General features: G+C 32.9%; 14 protein-coding genes. 2 read left to right on the plus strand and 12 right to left on the minus strand.

The genetic code is table 11. The features are described from left to right. Positions 1–67: 67 nt before the first annotated feature. Positions 68–925, plus strand: a complete 858-nt coding sequence (locus tag L1276_RS23370; protein WP_253792056.1) for an alpha/beta fold hydrolase — start codon at positions 68–70, stop codon at positions 923–925. 86 nt (positions 926–1,011) lie between these two features. After that, on the plus strand, positions 1,012–1,824 hold the full coding sequence (rluF, locus tag L1276_RS23375) for a 23S rRNA pseudouridine(2604) synthase RluF (protein ID WP_253792058.1): 813 nt from the start codon (positions 1,012–1,014) through the stop codon (positions 1,822–1,824). A 48-nt stretch (positions 1,825–1,872) separates the two neighbouring features. On the opposite strand, the gene L1276_RS23380 is transcribed toward rluF, so the two are convergent. The 12 genes from L1276_RS23380 to L1276_RS23435 all read right to left on the minus strand — a co-directional run bounded on the left by L1276_RS23380 (position 1,873) and on the right by L1276_RS23435 (position 19,802). Beyond that, a complete protein-coding gene (locus L1276_RS23380) occupies positions 1,873–3,255 on the minus strand; it encodes a DUF4173 domain-containing protein (protein WP_253792060.1) in 1,383 nt (460 codons plus the stop codon). Positions 3,256–3,313: 58 nt separating this feature from the next. Beyond that, positions 3,314–3,604: a transcriptional regulator gene (locus tag L1276_RS23385; protein WP_253792063.1), complete on the minus strand. Its 291-nt coding sequence runs from the start codon at positions 3,602–3,604 to the stop codon at positions 3,314–3,316. A 6-nt stretch (positions 3,605–3,610) separates the two neighbouring features. Continuing rightward, complete coding sequence (locus L1276_RS23390) at positions 3,611–4,225, minus strand: hypothetical protein (RefSeq protein WP_253792064.1); 615 nt, start codon at positions 4,223–4,225, stop codon at positions 3,611–3,613. A 104-nt stretch (positions 4,226–4,329) separates the two neighbouring features. Then, positions 4,330–7,089: an outer membrane beta-barrel protein gene (locus L1276_RS23395; RefSeq protein WP_253792065.1), complete on the minus strand. Its 2,760-nt coding sequence runs from the start codon at positions 7,087–7,089 to the stop codon at positions 4,330–4,332. 371 nt (positions 7,090–7,460) lie between these two features. Further along, entirely contained in the window at positions 7,461–8,387 is a 927-nt protein-coding gene (locus tag L1276_RS23400) for a magnesium transporter CorA family protein (protein WP_253792066.1), read from the minus strand. A gap of 379 nt (positions 8,388–8,766) precedes the next feature. Then, complete coding sequence (locus tag L1276_RS23405) at positions 8,767–9,654, minus strand: bifunctional 5,10-methylenetetrahydrofolate dehydrogenase/5,10-methenyltetrahydrofolate cyclohydrolase (protein WP_253792067.1); 888 nt, start codon at positions 9,652–9,654, stop codon at positions 8,767–8,769. 136 nt (positions 9,655–9,790) lie between these two features. After that, on the minus strand, positions 9,791–11,143 hold the full coding sequence (gene ffh, locus L1276_RS23410) for a signal recognition particle protein (protein ID WP_053472427.1): 1,353 nt from the start codon (positions 11,141–11,143) through the stop codon (positions 9,791–9,793). A gap of 218 nt (positions 11,144–11,361) precedes the next feature. Continuing rightward, positions 11,362–13,044, minus strand: a complete 1,683-nt coding sequence (locus L1276_RS23415; protein ID WP_253792068.1) for an MBOAT family protein — start codon at positions 13,042–13,044, stop codon at positions 11,362–11,364. 1 nt (position 13,045) lies between these two features. After that, positions 13,046–14,377 (minus strand): SGNH/GDSL hydrolase family protein, encoded by a 1,332-nt coding sequence (locus L1276_RS23420; RefSeq protein ID WP_253792069.1) that lies wholly within the window; start codon positions 14,375–14,377, stop codon positions 13,046–13,048. Between the two features lie 82 nt (positions 14,378–14,459). Next, the gene (locus L1276_RS23425) at positions 14,460–15,932 is read right to left on the minus strand and encodes an SGNH/GDSL hydrolase family protein (protein ID WP_253792070.1); all 1,473 of its coding nucleotides are present in this window, start codon (positions 15,930–15,932) and stop codon (positions 14,460–14,462) included. Between the two features lie 279 nt (positions 15,933–16,211). Beyond that, on the minus strand, positions 16,212–17,627 hold the full coding sequence (locus tag L1276_RS23430; RefSeq protein ID WP_253792071.1) for an HmuY family protein: 1,416 nt from the start codon (positions 17,625–17,627) through the stop codon (positions 16,212–16,214). Between the two features lie 12 nt (positions 17,628–17,639). Further along, positions 17,640–19,802: a TonB-dependent siderophore receptor gene (locus L1276_RS23435; protein WP_253792073.1), complete on the minus strand. Its 2,163-nt coding sequence runs from the start codon at positions 19,800–19,802 to the stop codon at positions 17,640–17,642. Positions 19,803–19,855: the final 53 nt, after the last annotated feature.

Raw genomic sequence — 19,855 nt, forward strand, 5'->3', positions numbered from 1 at the left:
GTAATTCGTGGCGAAACTTTTTTAGATCGATCCCCGGAATATTATTTTTACCACTAAATTACTTGTTTTGGGAATTAAAAAAGGAATTCGTTTTATTACATTAAAATCAGTTGGATCTTATATTAACTTTTTGAGTTATGTACGCCCGCAAAAAGCTATGGAACTTTCTTATGCGCTTTTTAGTCAGCCCCGAATTGGGAGATTAAAAAAAGAAACTCTTCCTAAAATTTTAAGAAATACCGAAACAGAAATTTTTAACCATAACGAACATCATTTTCAAACGTACATCTGGAAAGGAAATGAAACCAAAATTTTATTAGTTCACGGTTGGGAAAGTAATGCTTCACGCTGGAAAAAAACGCTGCCACATCTTCAAAAGTCCGGAAGTACGATTATTGCTATTGATGCACCTGCTCATGGACAAAGCAGCGGAAGAGAATTTAATGTTCCGCTTTATGCCGAATTTATAAACAAAGCCGTAGAAAAATACCAGCCGGAAATTATTATTGGACATTCTATTGGCGGTGCGGCCTGCGTTTATCATCAATATTTATTTCCGAATACGAGTATAAACAAAATGGTCATTCTTGGTGCGCCTTCAGACTTAAAAACTTTGATTGATAATTACATTTCAATGCTGAGTCTAAACACTAAAATGCTGTCTCTTTTAGAAAGTAAATTTATCAATCGTTTCAACTTTAAGCTGGAAGAATTTTCAGGACAAAAATTTGCATCGCAATTTACTATTCCTGGTTTTATTGCCCATGACACATCCGATAAGATTGTAGCTTTTGAAGAAGGAAAAAAAATCGCAAGCGGCTGGAAAAACAGTCAGTTTATTGAAACCAGCGGTTTAGGTCACGGAATGCATGATGATGAATTGTATCAAAAAGTTATTGAGTTCCTTTTTGAAGGTTCAAAGTAACAAAGGCTTAAAGGAACAAAGGTTTTCCAAAAATCTAAAATCTGAATTCTAAAATCTAAAATCATTTTTTTGTCTACTTTTGCAGTATGGAAGAAAATCTTAAACGTCTTAATAAATTTATTGGCGAAACCGGGTATTGCTCCCGTCGTGAAGCGGATAAATTAATTGAAGAAGGACGCGTAACAATAAATGGCGTTGTGCCTGAAATGGGAACCAAAGTTTCACCAGATGATGAAGTACGCATTGACGGAAAGTTAATCGTGGAAAAGCACGAAAAAATGGTTTATCTGGCTTTCAACAAGCCTGTTGGTATTGAATGCACAACTAATCTTGAAGTTCGAAATAATATTGTAGATTATATTAATTATCCAAAACGTATTTTCCCAATTGGCAGATTGGATAAAGCCAGTGAAGGATTGATTTTTATGACGAATGACGGTGATATTGTAAACAAGATTTTACGCGCCAGAAATAATCACGAAAAAGAATATACCGTTACGGTAAGCAAACCTATTACAGATCGTTTTATACAACGAATGGGAAATGGTGTTCCAATTTTAGATACGGTTACCAAAAAATGTAAAGTAGAACAAATCAGTAAATACACTTTCAAAATTATTCTGACTCAGGGGTTAAACCGTCAAATTAGAAGAATGTCTGAATATCTGGGCTATGAAGTTACAGCGTTAAAACGAATTAGAATCATTAATATCTCTTTGGATATTCCCGTTGGCCGTTACCGCGATTTGACCGATGATGAAATCAAAGAATTAAATCAACTGATAGAACCTTCAAGTAAAACAGAAGAAGCAAGTCTGCCTAAAGTTGAAACACCAAATCGAAGAACAACGTTTATCTCTAAAAATGATCCTAGATTTAGAAAAAGAGGTAACAGCTAAATATTAAAATCCCATTTGTTGAACTACAGCAAATGGGATTTTTAATTTTTAATGATTTAAAAAATCATAATATAAAGCTTTCGATAAAAAACTATTATTCTTATAATTCCGGATCATTTCTTCTCTTGCACTTTCGGGATACTTTCCATCTAAATTGTTCTTTTTAAAATATTCCCTGCGCTCATCGTCATTAAAATTCAAACCGCTTAAAAATCTAGGTTCAACACCTTTATTTACAGAAATATTGTAGTTTGTAATTAGATTTCCCCAGTTAATAAAACTGCATACTAAAATGGTTCCATAAAAATACCAAACCATTTGATTAACTAAATAAGCATTTGTTTTTTGTTTTGTTATTTTTAAAAGAGAATAAACCAAACCAATAATTGCCAAAATCAAAAAAGCATAAACTCCCAAACGTTTGTAAGTCAAACCATAAAATGAAACATACTCTGTATTTTTAATCATAGCACTTACAATTAAAATCACATTTAATGCGATCCACACTTTTGCCAGTTTTTTTAGCAGCGTTGCTTTTTCGTCAAAATTAAAACCTCCTTTAAAGTAAAACAAGATTACGCCGACTGCCATTAAAATTGAAAAAATAACAGCATTTACGCGTTCATGTATATCTGCACTAAGGTTTGTTTTCTGTGCTGCTTCAAAAAACTGTTCGTAATTGTATGTCCCGATGAAAACCAAAAGCATAATGTTTAGCAGAAATAATGTGATTTCACCGCTTTTTCTTTCAAAGTCCAAATCTAGAAATGAAAATGTGCTTTGATTTTTTACTTCAGAAACATCACTAAATTCATTATTCAGTTTTGGATTGAATTCATAACAAGCATCCGGAACCCAATAATTCCAAAAACTAAATGAAATATAGAATCCCAATATGGTGATTATGATCAACTGAAAAACATCAATATCTAAAGTGTAATCTGTAAATAATGAAGAAAAATGATTACTTCCGAAAGAATACACAATGAAAAACAATCCTAAAAAAATAACGGGAATAACTACAAAGACAACTAATTTCTTCGCAAAGTCATTATGAATTTTTCGTTCAGGAAGCCATTGGCTAAAAAGAAAAACCCGTCCTAACGAAGTAATTCCATTTAAGAATACCAATGGAAAAATCTGCACGACTTTAAGTTCTCCATCATGAGTTTTAAACTGTAAAAACAGAATTGACAATGCTAAGGCAAAAAATGAAGCAGCATCTCCATACCAGGCAAAAGCAAAACAAGACAAAATAGACGTTATAACCAAAATTAAATGGGATCTGTCAACAAACTTTTCCTGAAAGAAGTAACTAATTAGAAGCGTTAGTATTACTCCAAAAATTGAAAGATTTACTCCAGGAGACTGATTGTAAAAAAGCAAGGTAAATATACCTGTGCAGGCTAAAATAATTTGATGTTTTTTCATAATTTTAAATTTAAAAGTACTTTGTGTTTCAAAGTAATTAGGCAAAAAAATATAGTTATTAATTTTTCATTAATTTTTCGAGGTAAGAAAGGTGTTCTTTAAACGCCGCGCGGCCAAGCGGTGTTACTTGATAAGATGTTTTTGGCTTTTTGCCCACAAATTCTTTCTTAATCTCTATGTATTCTGATTTTTCTAATGCTGAGGAATGACTCGCTAAATTACCATCGGTGATGTTTAAAAGTGTTTTCATCTCGGTAAAGTCTACCCAGTCGTTAACCATCAGAACGGACATTATACCCAGTCTGACACGGCTTTCAAAATCTTTATTTAGTTTATCAATGATTCCCATTGGCGGTTATTTGTATTTTTTGAACATCACTAATCCGTATACAATATGCAGAATTCCAAATCCTAAAATCCAGAAAATCAAACCGTATCCTATATAAAAAAGCGAAATACATCCTAAAATAAGTTCCGAAAAACCTAAATATTTAATATCTGAAAAGGTATATTTTTCGGCGTTAATTACTGCAAGTCCATAAAAAATCAAAGTCGAAGGCGCTACTAAACCAAAATATCCGTGATACATTAATGCCAGACAAAATACGCCTCCTGCTGCAAGCGGTACTGCGAGATTAAACAGCATTTTTTTTGTTGCCGATGTCCAGATAGGCAGATTGTATTTTCGGCTTTTTCTAATGGTGAAAAAGATCCCGAATACAAAGGCACAAGTTAAAATTGCAATGCCAATCCAGAACAATTCAGACACTAAATCTGTAGAATATAATCGATGCTCATCTTGCAGATAATCCATTCCGTTTGCTTTAAAAAGCTGGTAGACACAAATACCGCCAATTAATGCAGAAAGTCCGGCAAAAACTCCCGAAAGTCCGCTTAAGGATATAAATCTTGAAGAGCGCTCCATCATGGAACGAATATGTGCTAAATCTTCTTGGTGCTTTTGATTCATAATTAAAGTACTTTGCGATACAAAGTTATTATTTATTTTGAAATAACAATAAAAAAAGGCCGCTTTTTTGAAAAGAGCGGCCTTCGAATTGTTTTAGACATAAACTAATTCTGATTTCTTTCAAAATTTTTAAATTTATACAATAAAGAAAACATTAGATAACGTTTTAAAACATTGGATTCTGAATCAATAACAGATGTTGGACTGATTGTTCTCGAAGTGCTTTGATTTTGATTCAGCAAATCATAAACTTTTATTTTGAATGTAAATTGTTTTACAAATTTGTAGGCTAAACTAGTATTCCACAAATAAAAATCTTTTTTGTAAGGTCCTGAAATATTCGAATTGTATGTATAACCAAAGTCGTTGCCAAAAACCCAATTCTTAGGCCAGAAGCTTGTCATTTCGACATTAAAATTATGAGTTGTATTTGAAGTTGAACTTAAAGAAGCATTATTATATCGAATGTCATTGTATGCAAAATTATACGATGGCTTAATGCTTAATAATTCACCATGTTCATACGTAAATCCAAAGCCGGGATTCAGCCTAAATGCTTTAGCCTCATACAACTGGTCATTTGTAAAACCTTTATTAAAACTATAATTACCATACATAGAAAACCGCAGTCCAAAAGTATTCACATCTTTCTTTATAGTTTTGTTCCATTCTCCTGCCAATAACATATCGTATGTATCTTCCACATTATCAAAAGTTGAAATCTGCTTCCCTGAGCTGTTATAAGCAGAAGCTCCCACAATCTGACTATCAAAATAGTTAGTACTAAAATGAACGAAATAACCCGAACCCGATTGAAAATTATAACTTGAAAAACCTGCTTGTAAAAAATGAAAAGTTGACGCTTTTAAATTAGGATTTCCTGTTCTAACAACTAAAGGATTATCTAAATTAGCAACCGCCAAAACCTGATTGCCCTTTGGAACTGTAAATTTACGCTCATACATCATTAATATACTCTGAGATTGTGAAATTCTGTAATTTGCGCTAATGCTTCCGTTTGGGATAAAATAGTTTTTATTTAAATCTGTTGTTTCCTTTAAATAAAAAGCATGGTTTTCTGTCCTGATAACAGAAGTTCCTGTAGATGCCGATAAATCAAGTTTCTTTATACTCGTACTAAAACCTACTTTAGGGTTCACTCCAAAACTATTAAAAGAATTAAAATTACTAAGTGATTCATTAAAAACATCGTATTCCACATTCTGTCCATTGCGGTCGAACGTTTTTTTATCATCGATTGCTTTTTCATAATCTGTGATTACTGAAAAATTCAGTCTTAATGAATCAGTTACTGGTTCAAAATATTGAAGAGTTCCTGTATATTTGTCTCTGTTATTTTTCTGAAAAACATTTTGATTACGCAAATCGTCAGGACTCGTTCCCTGCGTAAAAACTGTCAACGAATTTACCCTTGAATTTAAATCGTTTCGTGAATTCTCGTTTTCAAAAGAGGCGGTAAAATATCGCCCTTCTTTCTTAGCGTTTAAAAAAAATCTAAGATTATTTCTGAAATTCGTATTGTTACTTTCGCTTGTATTAAAAGAATTACTTGAATTTATTAACTGATTATTCTCATCCCAGGTTTTTCTATCGAAAATATTTGCTGATGCCGTTTTTCCTGTTTCAATGGCCGGTGAAAAAGAAACTTTTATTGAAGGGGAAACTTTATACTCAAAATTTAAATTTACATTATGTTTATTAAAATCCTGATCGCTTTTTGAAGCAGATTTCGACAATAAAGAACCTGTTGGAAGTAAAGTAAGCTCTGATGTTCTATTTGTATTGTCTGTATTAGAATTGTTAAAATAATAATTCAAATCAGTGCTTTCTCCCTTAAACCATTCGTCAGCATAACTTATCCCAATCATATTCGATTTTGTTATTCCTCCTCTGCTCCCAAAAGCACCGCCCGAACCATCGTTTCTTCCGCCTCCCATATTATCAAAAACCTCATTCATAGAAAAACCAGATGCATTTATATTATTTGAAGAAGCTAAAAAACTGACACGCCTTTTATCTTTAAAATAACTCAAAAAAGCACTGCTTTCATATCTTTCTGAACTTCCGTAACCGCCTAATAGTTTGCCAAAAAAGCCTTTATTTTTCTTTTTATCTATTGTTAAATTAATTGAAACATTATCTGATGTTGAAGCTTGTTTAGTGAATTCTTGTTCTTTGGTTTTAGTGTCCGAAACCTGTACTTTTTTTATCAGTTCAGCCGGAAGGTTTTGAAGTGCCATTTTTCCATCGGTATCAAAAAAAGGTTTTCCGTTAACTAATACTTGGTTTACCTTTTTTCCATTTACCGTTATTTTTTTATCTATATCAATAGTTACACCTGGTAATTCTTTCAATAAAGCTTCTACATTGGCATCTGGACGTAATTTAAATGAAGAAGCATTAAATTCTATGGTATCTTTTTTTATTCGGATAGGAGCTTCATTTTTTATAATAACTTCATTCAATTCAATATCATATTTTATAAGTCTGATAACTCCTAAATCTATATTCTGAATAAGGTTTTCCATAGTCTCTGAAAATCCCTGGTAGCCTTCTGCTGCAATTTTTAAAATACTATTTTGAGATTGGGCTTTGGTTTCTAATTTAAAAAAACCATTTTTATCCGAAACTGTATAAGACACTACCGATGAATCTTTAGAATGAATCAAATAAGCTGTTACGGCTTCGACAGGCGAGTCTTTTTCGGTAACAATTTTACCGCTGATAACGATATTTTTTTGTGCATAAGAACTGAAACAGTGTAAGAAAAACACAAAGAAACCCAGCGGTTTTACCCTGCTTTTTATTGAAAAAAAAGTATTGAATTGTAGAATTTTAATCATAAACAAACTGATATACTTGTAAAGGGCTTAAATAATTTCATTTTAATTGGGGGCAAACTTACTTTATAAATTGAAAAAAAATCAGAAATTAATATGAAAAAAATCGTTAATTTTTTATCTATCGAAGAATCACTTTTTTGACAAAACATCTGCAAGACTTTGAAAAACTTACAATAAAGAAACTTTATTATTAAGCGAAACTGCGCGAGTCCCAACGAGTAAAATATTTATAGAATTTCAATAAGGCAAACGAAAAAAGCTCCAGAGGAGCTTTATATTTTAAACTTTTATTCTGTGCTATAAATATTAGATTCTCTGAAGTTTACAAAGAAATCATTCTATTAGCACAGCTGCTTTGTATTATTAAAGTTTTAAAACCATCTTCTTCTTTTGAATAAAAAAACTCCGAAAGTGGATAAGATAACGGAGATTAACAACAAAATCCAGATTCCGTATTTGCTTTCTTCTAATCCGTTTGGCACGTTCATTCCGTACAAACTGGCGATGAGGGTCGGAATCATTAATATGATCGAAATTGAAGTCATCTGCTTCATGATATTGTTCATATTATTTGAAATTACCGAAGCATAAGCATCCATCATTCCGGTCAAGATGTTGTTGTAAATATTCGCCGTGTCTTGTGCCTGATTTAATTCGATTTCTACATCTTCCAACAATTCAGGATCAAAATTCGGTTTGTGTGCTTTTAGGTTTTTAATTCTTTGAAACAAAACGTCATTTGCTTTTAGAGAGGTTATAAAGAATACGAAACATTTTTCGATTTGAAGCAGTGCTTGTAATTCTTCATTTTTTATAGATTTCTCTAAATTATCTTCTGCCAGTTTTATTTTATGATTGATTTGTTTAAGATATTTTAAGTACCAAACACTTGATGATAAAAGCAATCTGAGCACCAAATTGAAATTGTCTTCTATTTCGATATTTTTGCGCTGCGAATAAGTAACAAAATCTTTTATTATTTCAGTTTTATAGAAACTGATTGTAACGCAAATGTCTTCTTTAAAAATAATCCCGAGAGGAACAGTATGAAAAGGAATTTTGATATCACCGCTTTTAATGGGAATACGCATAATAATCAAAGTCCAGCCGTCTTCGGTTTCTATACGAGGTCTTTCGTCGATATCCTCAATATCATTGTAAAATGCTTCGGGAATTTGAAGTTCTTCTAGTAAATATTTTTTTTCTGATTCTGTTGGAGATTCAATACTGATCCAGCAGTTTGGAGTCCATTTTTGGATTTCAACTAATCCGTTGTTGTTGGTGTAAAAGGCTTTCATTTCTAGTAACTACGTGTTTATTGCAGCACTTTGAAATTTCAATTGCTGCTTTTAATTAAATACTAACGAATAATAATCGTCCATTGTGGAGAAGTGTTTTTTAAGTGCTGCAAAAGTATCCTTTATTTTTAAGAACCAAAACTTTAAACTATTAATTATATATTAAAATGGTTTTTTTACTATTTTAAACACATAGAAACATAGAATTTTAGTGTTTTAGAAAAGAAACTTGTTTCCTCATGCATAGCTCTGATTGTTTTAACAAAGTAAAACGCCTTTTCGCATACAGAATGACTATGTTTCTATGTGTTACAAAATTTTGAACAAAGAAAAGCCCGTTCAATTGAACGGGCTTTAAAATCGTATTTTGTAACAAATATTATTGATTTCTTGCATTTCTCATTTTGCGTGCTAAAAGTGTATTTTTAAGCAGCATTGCAATTGTCATTGGTCCTACTCCACCCGGAACTGGTGTAATAAATGATGCCTTCTTGCTTACTCCGTCAAAATCTACGTCACCTTTAATAACATATCCTTTAGCGTTTGATGCATCTTCTACACGAGTAATTCCAACGTCGATGATTGTTACTCCTTCTTTTACCATATCGGCTTTTAAGAATTCTGGAACTCCTAAAGCTGTGATAATGATATCAGCATTTTTAGTGTATTCTTCTAAGTTTTTAGTACGGCTGTGCGTCAAAGTAACTGTAGAATCTCCAGGGTTTCCTTTACGACTCATTAATATGCTCATTGGACGCCCTACGATGTGGCTTCTTCCAATTACAACGGTATGTTTTCCAGAAGTTTCTACTTTGTAGCGCTCTAACAATTCCATAATTCCAAATGGTGTTGCCGGAATGAAACTTTCCATTTCCAATGCCATTCTTCCAAAGTTAGTTGGGTGAAATCCGTCTACGTCTTTATCTGGGTCGATTGCTAATAGGATTTTTTGCTCGTCGATATGTTTTGGCAACGGCAATTGAACGATATATCCGTCCAGGTTATCGTCTTCGTTTAGTTCCTTAATTTTAGCAAGCAGTTCATCTTCAGTAATCGTTTCCGGCAGACTTACTAAAGTTGAATCAAATCCAATTTCCTGGCATGATTTTACTTTACTTCCTACGTAAGTTAAACTTGCTCCGTTTGTTCCAACTAAAACAGCAGCTAAATGAGGGACTTTTCCTCCGGCTGCTTTTATAGATTGAACTTCGACTGCAATTTCGTTTTTAATGTCGTTAGATGTTTTTTTACCGTCTAGTAGCTGCATTGTTTTTGTTTCAGATTTATCTTTTTATTTCAGGTTTAAGTTTCATATTGAACGTGAAACTTATATTTATTTATCGAAAAAAGTTTCAAATTTCAGTCTCTAACTTGAAACCTGAAACTTGAAACTTTTAATTTTATTATCTCGGCATTCCTCCTGGCATTCCTTTCATGCCTCCCATCATTTTCATAAGGTTTTTTCCACCTGGACCCTGCATCATCTTCATCATCTTGCTCATTTGGTCAAACTGCTTCATTAACTGATTTACCTGCTCGACTTTCGTTCCGGAACCTTTTGCGATTCTGGCTTTTCTCTTTACGTCGATGATGGCCGGCTTGCTTCTTTCTCCCGGTGTCATGGAGTGAATGATTGCTTCAATATGTTTAAAAGCATCATCTTCTATTTCTACATCTTTCATGGCTTTTGAAGCTCCTGGTATCATTCCTACCAGGTCTTTCATATTACCCATTTTCTTTACTTGCTGAATCTGTGTTAAGAAGTCGTCAAAACCGAATTCATTTTTAGCAATTTTCTTTTGAAGTTTTCTTGCTTCTTCTTCGTCAAATTGTTCCTGAGCTCTTTCTACAAGCGACACAACGTCACCCATACCAAGGATACGCTCAGCCATACGGTCTGGATAGAAAACATCAATTGCTTCCATCTTCTCACCTGTACCAACAAATTTGATTGGTTTGTTTACAACCGATTTAATCGAGATTGCTGCTCCACCACGAGTATCACCATCTAATTTCGTTAGGATAACTCCATCAAAATTTAAGATATCGTTGAAAGCTTTTGCTGTATTTACAGCATCTTGTCCTGTCATAGAGTCTACAACGAACAATGTTTCCTGCGGTTGAATTGCTTTGTGTACACGTGCAATTTCGTCCATCATTTCCTGATCTACTGCTAAACGTCCTGCAGTATCGACGATAACTACATTAAAACCGTTTGCTTTTGCATGTTTAATTGCGTTTTGTGCAATCTCAACAGGATTTTTATTTTCTGGTTCTGAGTAAACCTCAACACCTATTTGATCTCCAACAACGTGAAGCTGATTGATCGCCGCCGGACGGTAGATATCACACGCTACAAGAAGTGGCTTTTTATTTTTCTTCGTTTTTAAGAAGTTGGCTAATTTTCCTGAGAAAGTAGTTTTACCAGAACCCTGAAGTCCAGACATTAAAATAATGCTTGGATTTCCAGATAAATTAATTCCGGCAACATCACCTCCCATTAATTCTGTCAGCTCATCTTTTACCAGCTTCACCAATAATTGTCCTGGCTGAAGCGTTGTTAAAACGTCCTGACCAATTGCTTTTTCTTTTACTTTGGTTGTAAAATCTTTGGCAATTTTAAAGTTAACGTCGGCATCAAGTAAGGCACGACGAACTTCTTTTAAGGTATCGGCAACGTTTACTTCTGTAATTTTACCGTGTCCTTTTAATATATGGAACGCTTTATCTAACTTATCACTTAAATTATCAAACATACTATTTTCTTTATTTGAAGTGCAAAGATAATCTAATTAGATATTTCAGGCAATTTTTATTTAACTGCAATTTTGCCACGAAAGTGTGTTGTTTTGCCACAAAGACACAAAGGCACAAAGTTTTTATTTCATGCAGATTTTAAAAATCTTTTTAATCCTTTTATCTCCGGCTATAAATAAAAAAGCGCAAAGAATAAACCTTTGCGCCTTTGAACCTTTTAAAACTGAAAATATATAAACGGCTGTGAACCGGCAACTGCTGTTGCGTAAACAATCCAGTAAACGAAGCCCAAAATTATCGCTTTTATCAATAATGGTGTTCTGTCGAAAACAAACTTCATTTTGTCTGTAATAACTTCTGGTAAGAAATGCCAAACGTATCCAAACAACATTAATAAAAATACATTTTTATATCCTAAAACAATTGCCTGCCAATGTTCTGGCTCAAAAGTTAACTGACCAATATTATTGATTACCTGTAAGGCTGTTTCGAAATCTCTGGCGCGGAAAAAGATCCAGCAGAAAACTACGAAATGAAAGGTAATTACGATTGAAAATAATGTCCATAAGAAATTACTTTTTCCATCTTTTTTAGCAGGAAAGAATTCAAGGAAAATTTTATGAACCGCCAAAGCTAATCCGTGTAAAGCCCCCCAAATAATGAATTGAGCTCCGGCTCCATGCCATAATCCTCCTAAAAGCATTGTGGTAAAAAGGTTTAGATTGGTTACCAGAGTTTGTTTCTTTTTGCTTGAAAGCAGAAATGATAAACAAAAAAGAACAATTGAAACTGACGCAACAATCAGCGGAATTATGCTGATATTGTAATTGGTAATTCCCCAAAGTAATAACCCAAAGAAGAACAAACTTGGGAACAAATATCCAGCAAATGAACCTTCTCTGTTTCCTCCCATCGAAATGTACAAGAAATCTTTTAACCAGGTTGAAAGTGAAATATGCCATCTTCTCCAGAAATCGGTGATCGAAGTTGATTTATATGGCGTTCTAAAGTTGGCCGGTAATTTAAATCCTAACAACAATGCGATTCCAATTGCCATATCTGAATATCCTGAGAAATCACAATAAATTTGAATAGCATATCCATAAGAAGCCATTAAATTTTCGAATGATGTGTAACTCATCGGAGTATCAAAAACACGATCGACAAAGTTTACCGAAATGTAATTTGAAATTACTGTTTTCTTAATTAATCCGCCAATAATTAAAAATAGGGCGTTGTTTACATCTTGTTTCGTCAGGTTTAGTTTTTGATAAATCTGAGGTAAAAAATCTTTTGCGCGAACGATTGGCCCGGCAACTAACTGCGGGAAAAACGAAACGAAAAATAAATATTCGATATAGTTTTTCGTCGGCTTAATTTCTTCGCGATAAATCTCGATAATATAACTCATCGATTGAAAAGTATAAAACGAAATTCCAACTGGAAGAAAAATATCATGAAACTTAAAATTGCCATTGAACATATCGTTGTATGTTCCAATCATAAAATTCATGTATTTAAAATATCCTAATAACCCTAAATTAAGGATTACACTTATTACCAGATATATTTTCTTTGTGCTGTCTTTCTTTTCCTTGTAGATAATCTGGCTCAAACCATAATCTACAACTGAAGAAAGCAATAAAAGCAAAAAGTAAATTCCGCTTGACTTATAATAAAAGAAAAGCGAGAAGAGAATAACATACGTTAATCTTAAATAAAATGTTTTGCGTAAAAAGCCATACACAAAATAAAAAACCAGAAATAATCCTAAGAATAAACCGGTATTAAATAATAGTTTTTCGTCTGGGTTATAAACAAACCAGCTTTCAACTTGTTCTATTGTAATTGCACCAAAATTTTGGATGAACCAATCATTAATGCTATCTATTGTTATCAACTTACTTTTTAATTTTAAAATTATCGTATGCTTTTAAAAACGCCTCAGTAAACAAGTTTCCTTGTTTTTCATATCCTTTTTTAGAATAGTGCACCCAGTCTGCACCAATTAAACCCTCTGCTTTTAATTGTCCTATTCCGCTTAAACCTCCTAATTCATCATATAAATCCCAAACCGCAAATCCATCTTTTTCGGCAATATCATTTATACGCTGTGCATATTCGCCAACAAAATGATTTGGTTTTCTTCCTCTAAATAAAGAAGGCGGTGAAGTCATAACAATTATAGGAACATTTATATTTTGCTCTTTTATGTTTTTGATAAAATCACGCAGTCTTCTTATATATTCAGAAGCTTCAAGCTTATCAAAACTTTCATTGGTACCTAATGAAAAAATTAAAAGATCAGGATGTAACGCTTTTAACTGTTCAAAAAACAAAGGATATTTATTGTAATCTGAAAACTTTGCACCGTTTACCCCAATGCCGCTATAGGTTATTCCGGGAGCATTTTTCTCTAAAACCAGTCCGCTTAGTTCAAAATCTTTTGCTTCTTTATTCGGAATCAGAAAAATTCTGTCTAATGCTTTTTCTGATTTGTAATAATGGCAATAGGAATCTGATTCAAGATTTAGCGGTACAAATTCTGATGTTTTAATATTCTTTGGCTGCATTTGATTGGTTGGAATTTTCAAAATCCTTCCGGCCCGAATATTATTTGATTTCAGCTGATTTGCTCTTTTAATCTCGGCAACTGAAACATTGTATTTATCTGCAATTACAGAAATGGCTTCTCCTTTTTTAATTTTGTGCGTAACTACTTTTCGTTCTGTAGTTTCTATGAATTTAGTTTGAGATCCTGTCGCCAAATCAAACATATTTTCGTTTTTGGGAGTTATGATCTGAATGGTATTAAACTTATATGCTGCATCTTTAACACTCATTTCCATTACAAATCCGCCGGTGTCTCTCCAAAGTCCAATACCGCTTAAACCTACAGGATAATTTCTAACGGGGTAAATATTTCGATAACTTTCCCAAATTCTGTTACATCGAAAACGTTCATTATAAGAACCGTTTGTTTTGGCTAATTGATATGGAAAAACAAAACCACGACCCGCATTTCCAAATTTTTGCTGTAAAATCTTTCTTATTTTATTGGTCATCAAATCGCCCTGAATATGCGAATCTCCAATATGAACAATATTTATTTTTTGATTATTCTCACTTTCATTCTCTTTTAACCTCTTAAAAACAGCCTCTAAGACTTTTGCATTATAAATGTGATTTCCTGTATAAGTTTCAACCGATGTTGAATCGATTTTGCTATCCATATTTTTATTTATTGTAAGTGATAGTGTTGTTTCGGGTTTATCATTTGTTGAGAAAAAAAGACAACAAAAGAAAATAAGTAGTTTATTCATTTACGCTATCTTTTTTGACAGACACGGAATCTGCTTTGGGTTTCTTAATCGCTTTGGGCTTAACTCCCGTTTCACGTTTTTCGCGTAAAACTTTATATTCTTCGTATCCTTTATTTAATTGACTGTACAACAAATTACCAATTGCTTTTGCTCCTCTTTGGTTAAAGTGTGTATAATCTTTATTGGCTTTGGCTGGAGATTCGTCTACCCATTTTACCATAGATCCGTCACCGCCCATTAAAGTGTATAAATTTACAAATCCTGATTCAGTATCCAAAGCATATCTTTTTTGAGCATTCATTAATGGCACAACTGCTGAATCTGTTTTCATTTCTAAATTATACTTAGTCGATTTATCGGCTGTTGAGACAATCAAAATAGAAACTCCCGGAAATGATTCTTTTATTTTATTTACCGTTTTTGTCATTCCTTTTTGATACCAGGAATAATTTTTGGTTCCGTAATTCAAAACGTTTGTTCCGTAATGAAGAATAATCAAATCGTATTTCAGGCTATTATTAAAACCTTGCATTACACTTGCATCAAACATGGAAATTGGCAGTCCTGAATTTCCTCTTTGAGAGAAGTTATCTACATGAACCCCGATTCCGTTATCGAAATTAAATCCAAAAATAGGAATTGAGTCGGCATGAATAAAGTTGGCTTTAAAAGATTTTATACTTCCCGAAGTTACCTTTAAACTGTTTACTAAATTGTTTGGAGAAAGACTTTTTCTCAAAGTATCTTTTCCAATAATGAAATTTACATTTCCTTTTTTAGAAGATCTTCCGTAAAATAATGTTGGATTATCCAGAGAAGTTGAATATTTATTCAATCCGGCTTCATATTGAACCCAGGTTGTATTTACTTTATCATTAGCAAAAAACACATGGCCGTTTACTCCAAACGGACTTGTTGGTTTTTTTACATTTAAATATGATTGTGTTTTCCAGTTTTTAGAAAACAATGTTTTTACAGAACCTCTTGAAGCAGATGATTCTGAAATAATAGAAACAAAACCAACTCCATTTCCTCCAAAACGTTCCTGATAATTCATACGAACATCCTGTACGATTAAATCTCCATCGGTCATAGAATCTCCGTAATACGCAATTCTAACATGTTTCTGTGGATTTTGTTCCAGCTGATACAATTTCTCGTAAAAAGAAATCATGTATTGAAATCCTTTATAATTATCGAAGGTTTCAGATGGAAATTCAATTCCTTCTGATGCATCATAAACAATTTTTTCCCTGCCAGATTTATCTTCGATACTATCTCCACCAACAGCCGAAGAATCTTTGGCAACTGATTCTAAAAGCAGGCTGTCGATAAGTACATTTTTAGAATCTACTTTTCCTTCAGAAAAAATTTTATCAGGAAGGATTTGTTTAAAACCAATAAAAGCAACAAATGCCAATGCGACGATTGCAAAAGACTGAAAGAAATATGATTTTGTATTCACTTATTAATTATAATTTTGAAGATGGAATTGCAATAATTATTCATTAAAAATTCCTGTTAATTCCGTTTAAAAAAATTGATGCGCAAAGATAGAATTAAATCGTTCATTTTTAATTCATTTTAACAATAAAGAAAATAAAAAAAGAGGTTAGATAAATCTAACCTCTTAAATCAAAAAAAAATAAAAAAAACAAAGCTAATGATTAACTATTTTTTTGATGCGAAACATCATATAACAGAATGAAATAATCTTTATGTTCTTTAGATTTTTCATTATGTATTATTTCAAGATAGCGTATTGGAATGTTGGGTAACCTCTTTCTCCAGCTGCGTTTACACCAGCTGTAAATCTTACTTTATATACATTTCCTGCCGGATCTTTAACAACGTAGAAACGATCTGTTCTAGCATTAAATGAAGAAGTTGGATTACCATTTGCATCTGTTCCTCCTACTGTTCCTCTCCAGTTTGAACCAATATTTCTTTGATCATCTGTAAATTTAGCATTATCAACATTTGCCAATGTAAAAGCGTCATATGCAAAAGCAGTTGTAAGTACTTGATAAGTTTTTGCGCCACCTTTAACGTTATTTAAAACGAAGTCTGCAAAATTATAAGGCACCAAACCTGTTCCAAAATTAGTTGTGTTAGTAAAACTTGTGAAGCTGATATCCCATTGTGCTTTTTGAGGCTCTACATTAACTGTTTTATTATCTAATATGCTTAAAAATGTAAAGTTATATGCTGCGTTTTTAGCAACAGTAATTTCATTGTGAGTAGTAGCAGCAATATCAGCATATTGTACTTTATAGTCATTTCCACTTCTTAATATTCTAACTTTTTTCCACCCTCTAGAAGATCCGTTAGCAGTACCTTCATTTCCTGTTTCTGGTTTAGTTGTCGCTGGGTTACTTCCCATATTAATCAAATAAACTTTGTTTTCGCTGTCAGTAGCCGAGATTGCTGCAATAGTAGTTTTAGTAATATCTCCTGCTGGATCATCTACTTGAGTTATACTACCAGATCCTTGATTAAAAATCATAGCTGCATCTTCTGCCTGAACTTCATCAATATTTGTACTAGCCGTTTGTTTAGCAGACATTTTTACAGTATGATTTATTATAACTCTAAAATCTGTTCCAGAATAGAATCCTAAATCCCAAGAAACTCTAGGAACAACAGTCATTTTTCCACTGCTTAAATCAACAAAAACCTGATTTGGCTGAGTAGGTCCTCCAACTTCTGGAGCTAATGCATTTCCTAAAGAAGCTGTTTCATTAAAGTTTACCTGAATTGATTTATTTTCAGAGATTACAGCATCAATAGTCGCACTGCTGATAGTAAAAACAACATTTTTTACTTCACCTTCAATAGCTTCTTTTAATTTCTTAAAATTAAAAGTCACAGAAGAAACATTTTTATCAAAAGGAACTATGACTTTGCTTGCAGCGATTGCTGGTGTAGTACTATAATCTGTACCATTTGCAACTGCAGTTTCAGTATAAGTTAAAGTTAAAGATCCAGCTGATGCAGTTGGAGAAGCAAATTTGATTTCGATCGGAGTTGTTTCTGCCGATAGATTTAACGACGTAGATGCAAAAGCTACTGCATTTGGCTGCGCTGCTTCATCATCACTACTACAAGCCCCAATAGCTAGTAATACAAAAGATAATATTAAAATAAAGTTCTTTTTCATGGTATTGATTTATTAATTAAAATTTAGATTATATGAAAGTTTCAAGAAGTAAGATCGGCCATAACCCAGCATTTGTGAGGTTGTCCCTCCACCACCATGTGCACCACCGCTTGGATCTCCTCCTCCGCCATTTTGCACAGATTGCAGATTGGTTACATCAAAAAGGTTTCTGGCTCCAAGCGTAACTTCAAATTGATTTTTAAAGAATGTTTTTCGAACAGATGCATCCATCCAGCTAAATGACTTAAGTTCGCTTAAAAAGAAACCCGTTTTTCCCTCGCTGTCAGATCCTGCAACGTATTGTTGCTGTTGTCCATTGTATTTATAAAAAACTGCTAACAAAGTATTCCATTTAGGGATATTATAAGATATACTTGAATTTAATCTGAATGAGTAGAAAAATTTATCATCAGACACTAAGTTTTGAGCTGCCAAATCAAGTCTTCTAGAAATTCCAACTATAGCGGCGCCTAACATTACATTCCAATTTTTATAAGTATATTGCTCTACTGTTGAAATGTTCCACATTTTATATCTGTTAATATTAAAGTATTTATAATGTAAAGGGATTACCTGTGTTGCAACCAGGTCAATTCTATCATTAACATCCAGATACGTAACCGCTAAATTGTTCGAGATTTGAGCGCCAGAATTAAAAGTGCAGGCTCTTTTTAAACTAACCTCATAAGAAGTACTTGTTTCAGGAATCAGATCTGCATTTCCCTGCATGTTATGGTTTGAGTCTACAAAATAAGTATACAACTCATCAAAGTTTGGAGTACGATATGCCTTACCCATAGATGCCCTTGCCTCTAATCCTTTATCAAAAAGATATCTTAAACCTAAGGAACTTGCATATTGATTGTCAAAAGCGCTTTGAAATGAAAATCGAAGTCCCGGACGAATCGAAAATTTTTCACTTACACCAATTTCGGCAACTGAATAAATATCATAATTCTCCAATCTCTTTCTAATGTTTACACCCTGCTGACTATCATCTCTAAAAGCTCCTACTGAAGAATCATAAAAACCATTTTCGTTTGTAATTTCATAACCAAGCTGAAAGTCTATATTTTTATTATCAAAGAAATTGCTCAACGTTCCTGTAGAATAAAACACCTCTTTTGATTGATAAGTGCCTCTTTTGTTATCTACCTCTTTTTTTGTATCTAAATGATAAACGAAATTCTCTAAATCACGTTCTTGTCTCTGCTGAGAAACCGAAACATTGTACTTTAAGTGCGAGAAAAGGTTTCCACTTGCATTTAAATGGTGGTAATAACGATTGGTAATATATTTTTTATCTCTCGAAAAATAGGTATCTGCGAATGGATAATTATCCTGAATATTTACAAGCGGATTGTAGTAATGAACATCTTCACCATAATAATCAAATTTGTAAAAAATTCTAAAGGCATCTTTTTGATATCCTAAAATTGCATTTCCTACCAATTGCTCTTTTGGAAGCTGTGTATATCCTCTAAGTCCGTCATTTTGATCGTAATCTTTTCCTTGTCTGTTATCATAATAACCGGTCATTGCATTTCGATTTCCTCCAATGTTAACAAACCAGTTTTCATTAAAATTATGACCAATTTTAGCCGATTGAATATGACGGCCTTTATCAAAAAAGGCAAATTCTTTACCAACGGTTTCTTCCTGAACAGTTGCACTGATCTGCCATTTGTACCCGCCACCTTTTTTAGTAATAATATTTAAAATACCACTTACTGCATTTGCTCCGTGAGTTACTCCCATTGAACCTTCGATAATTTCGATTCTCTCGACATCATCAAGATTTACCTGAGTTAAATCAACATTTGTTCCCATACCCGTATCACTTACTAAAGGTATATTATCAACCAAAATCTTAAAATACTGTGCATCTAATCCAAACATAGAAACTTTTGAACGTCCATCATCTCCACTTGATGTCACATTAATATTTAGATACTGATTTAAAACATCAGCTAAATTATTTGCCGCCAGCTGCTTTATGTTTTCTTTAGTAATAACTCTAACATTAAACACCGATTTCTTTATAGACTGCGGCTCAAACTGCCCTGTAACAACAACTTCTGAAAGTTTTTCTCGTGACGCAATACTATCTTTTTGCTGTGAAAAAGAAATTTGACATAAAAGTATTACAGCAAAAAAAGTTAGTTTTATTTTCATTATTTTTATTAAGTCTTAATAACTGATGCAAATATATGACTATTTTTAATTAT

Source organism: Flavobacterium sp. HSC-32F16, assembly GCF_024171645.1.
Lineage (GTDB): Bacteria > Bacteroidota > Bacteroidia > Flavobacteriales > Flavobacteriaceae > Flavobacterium.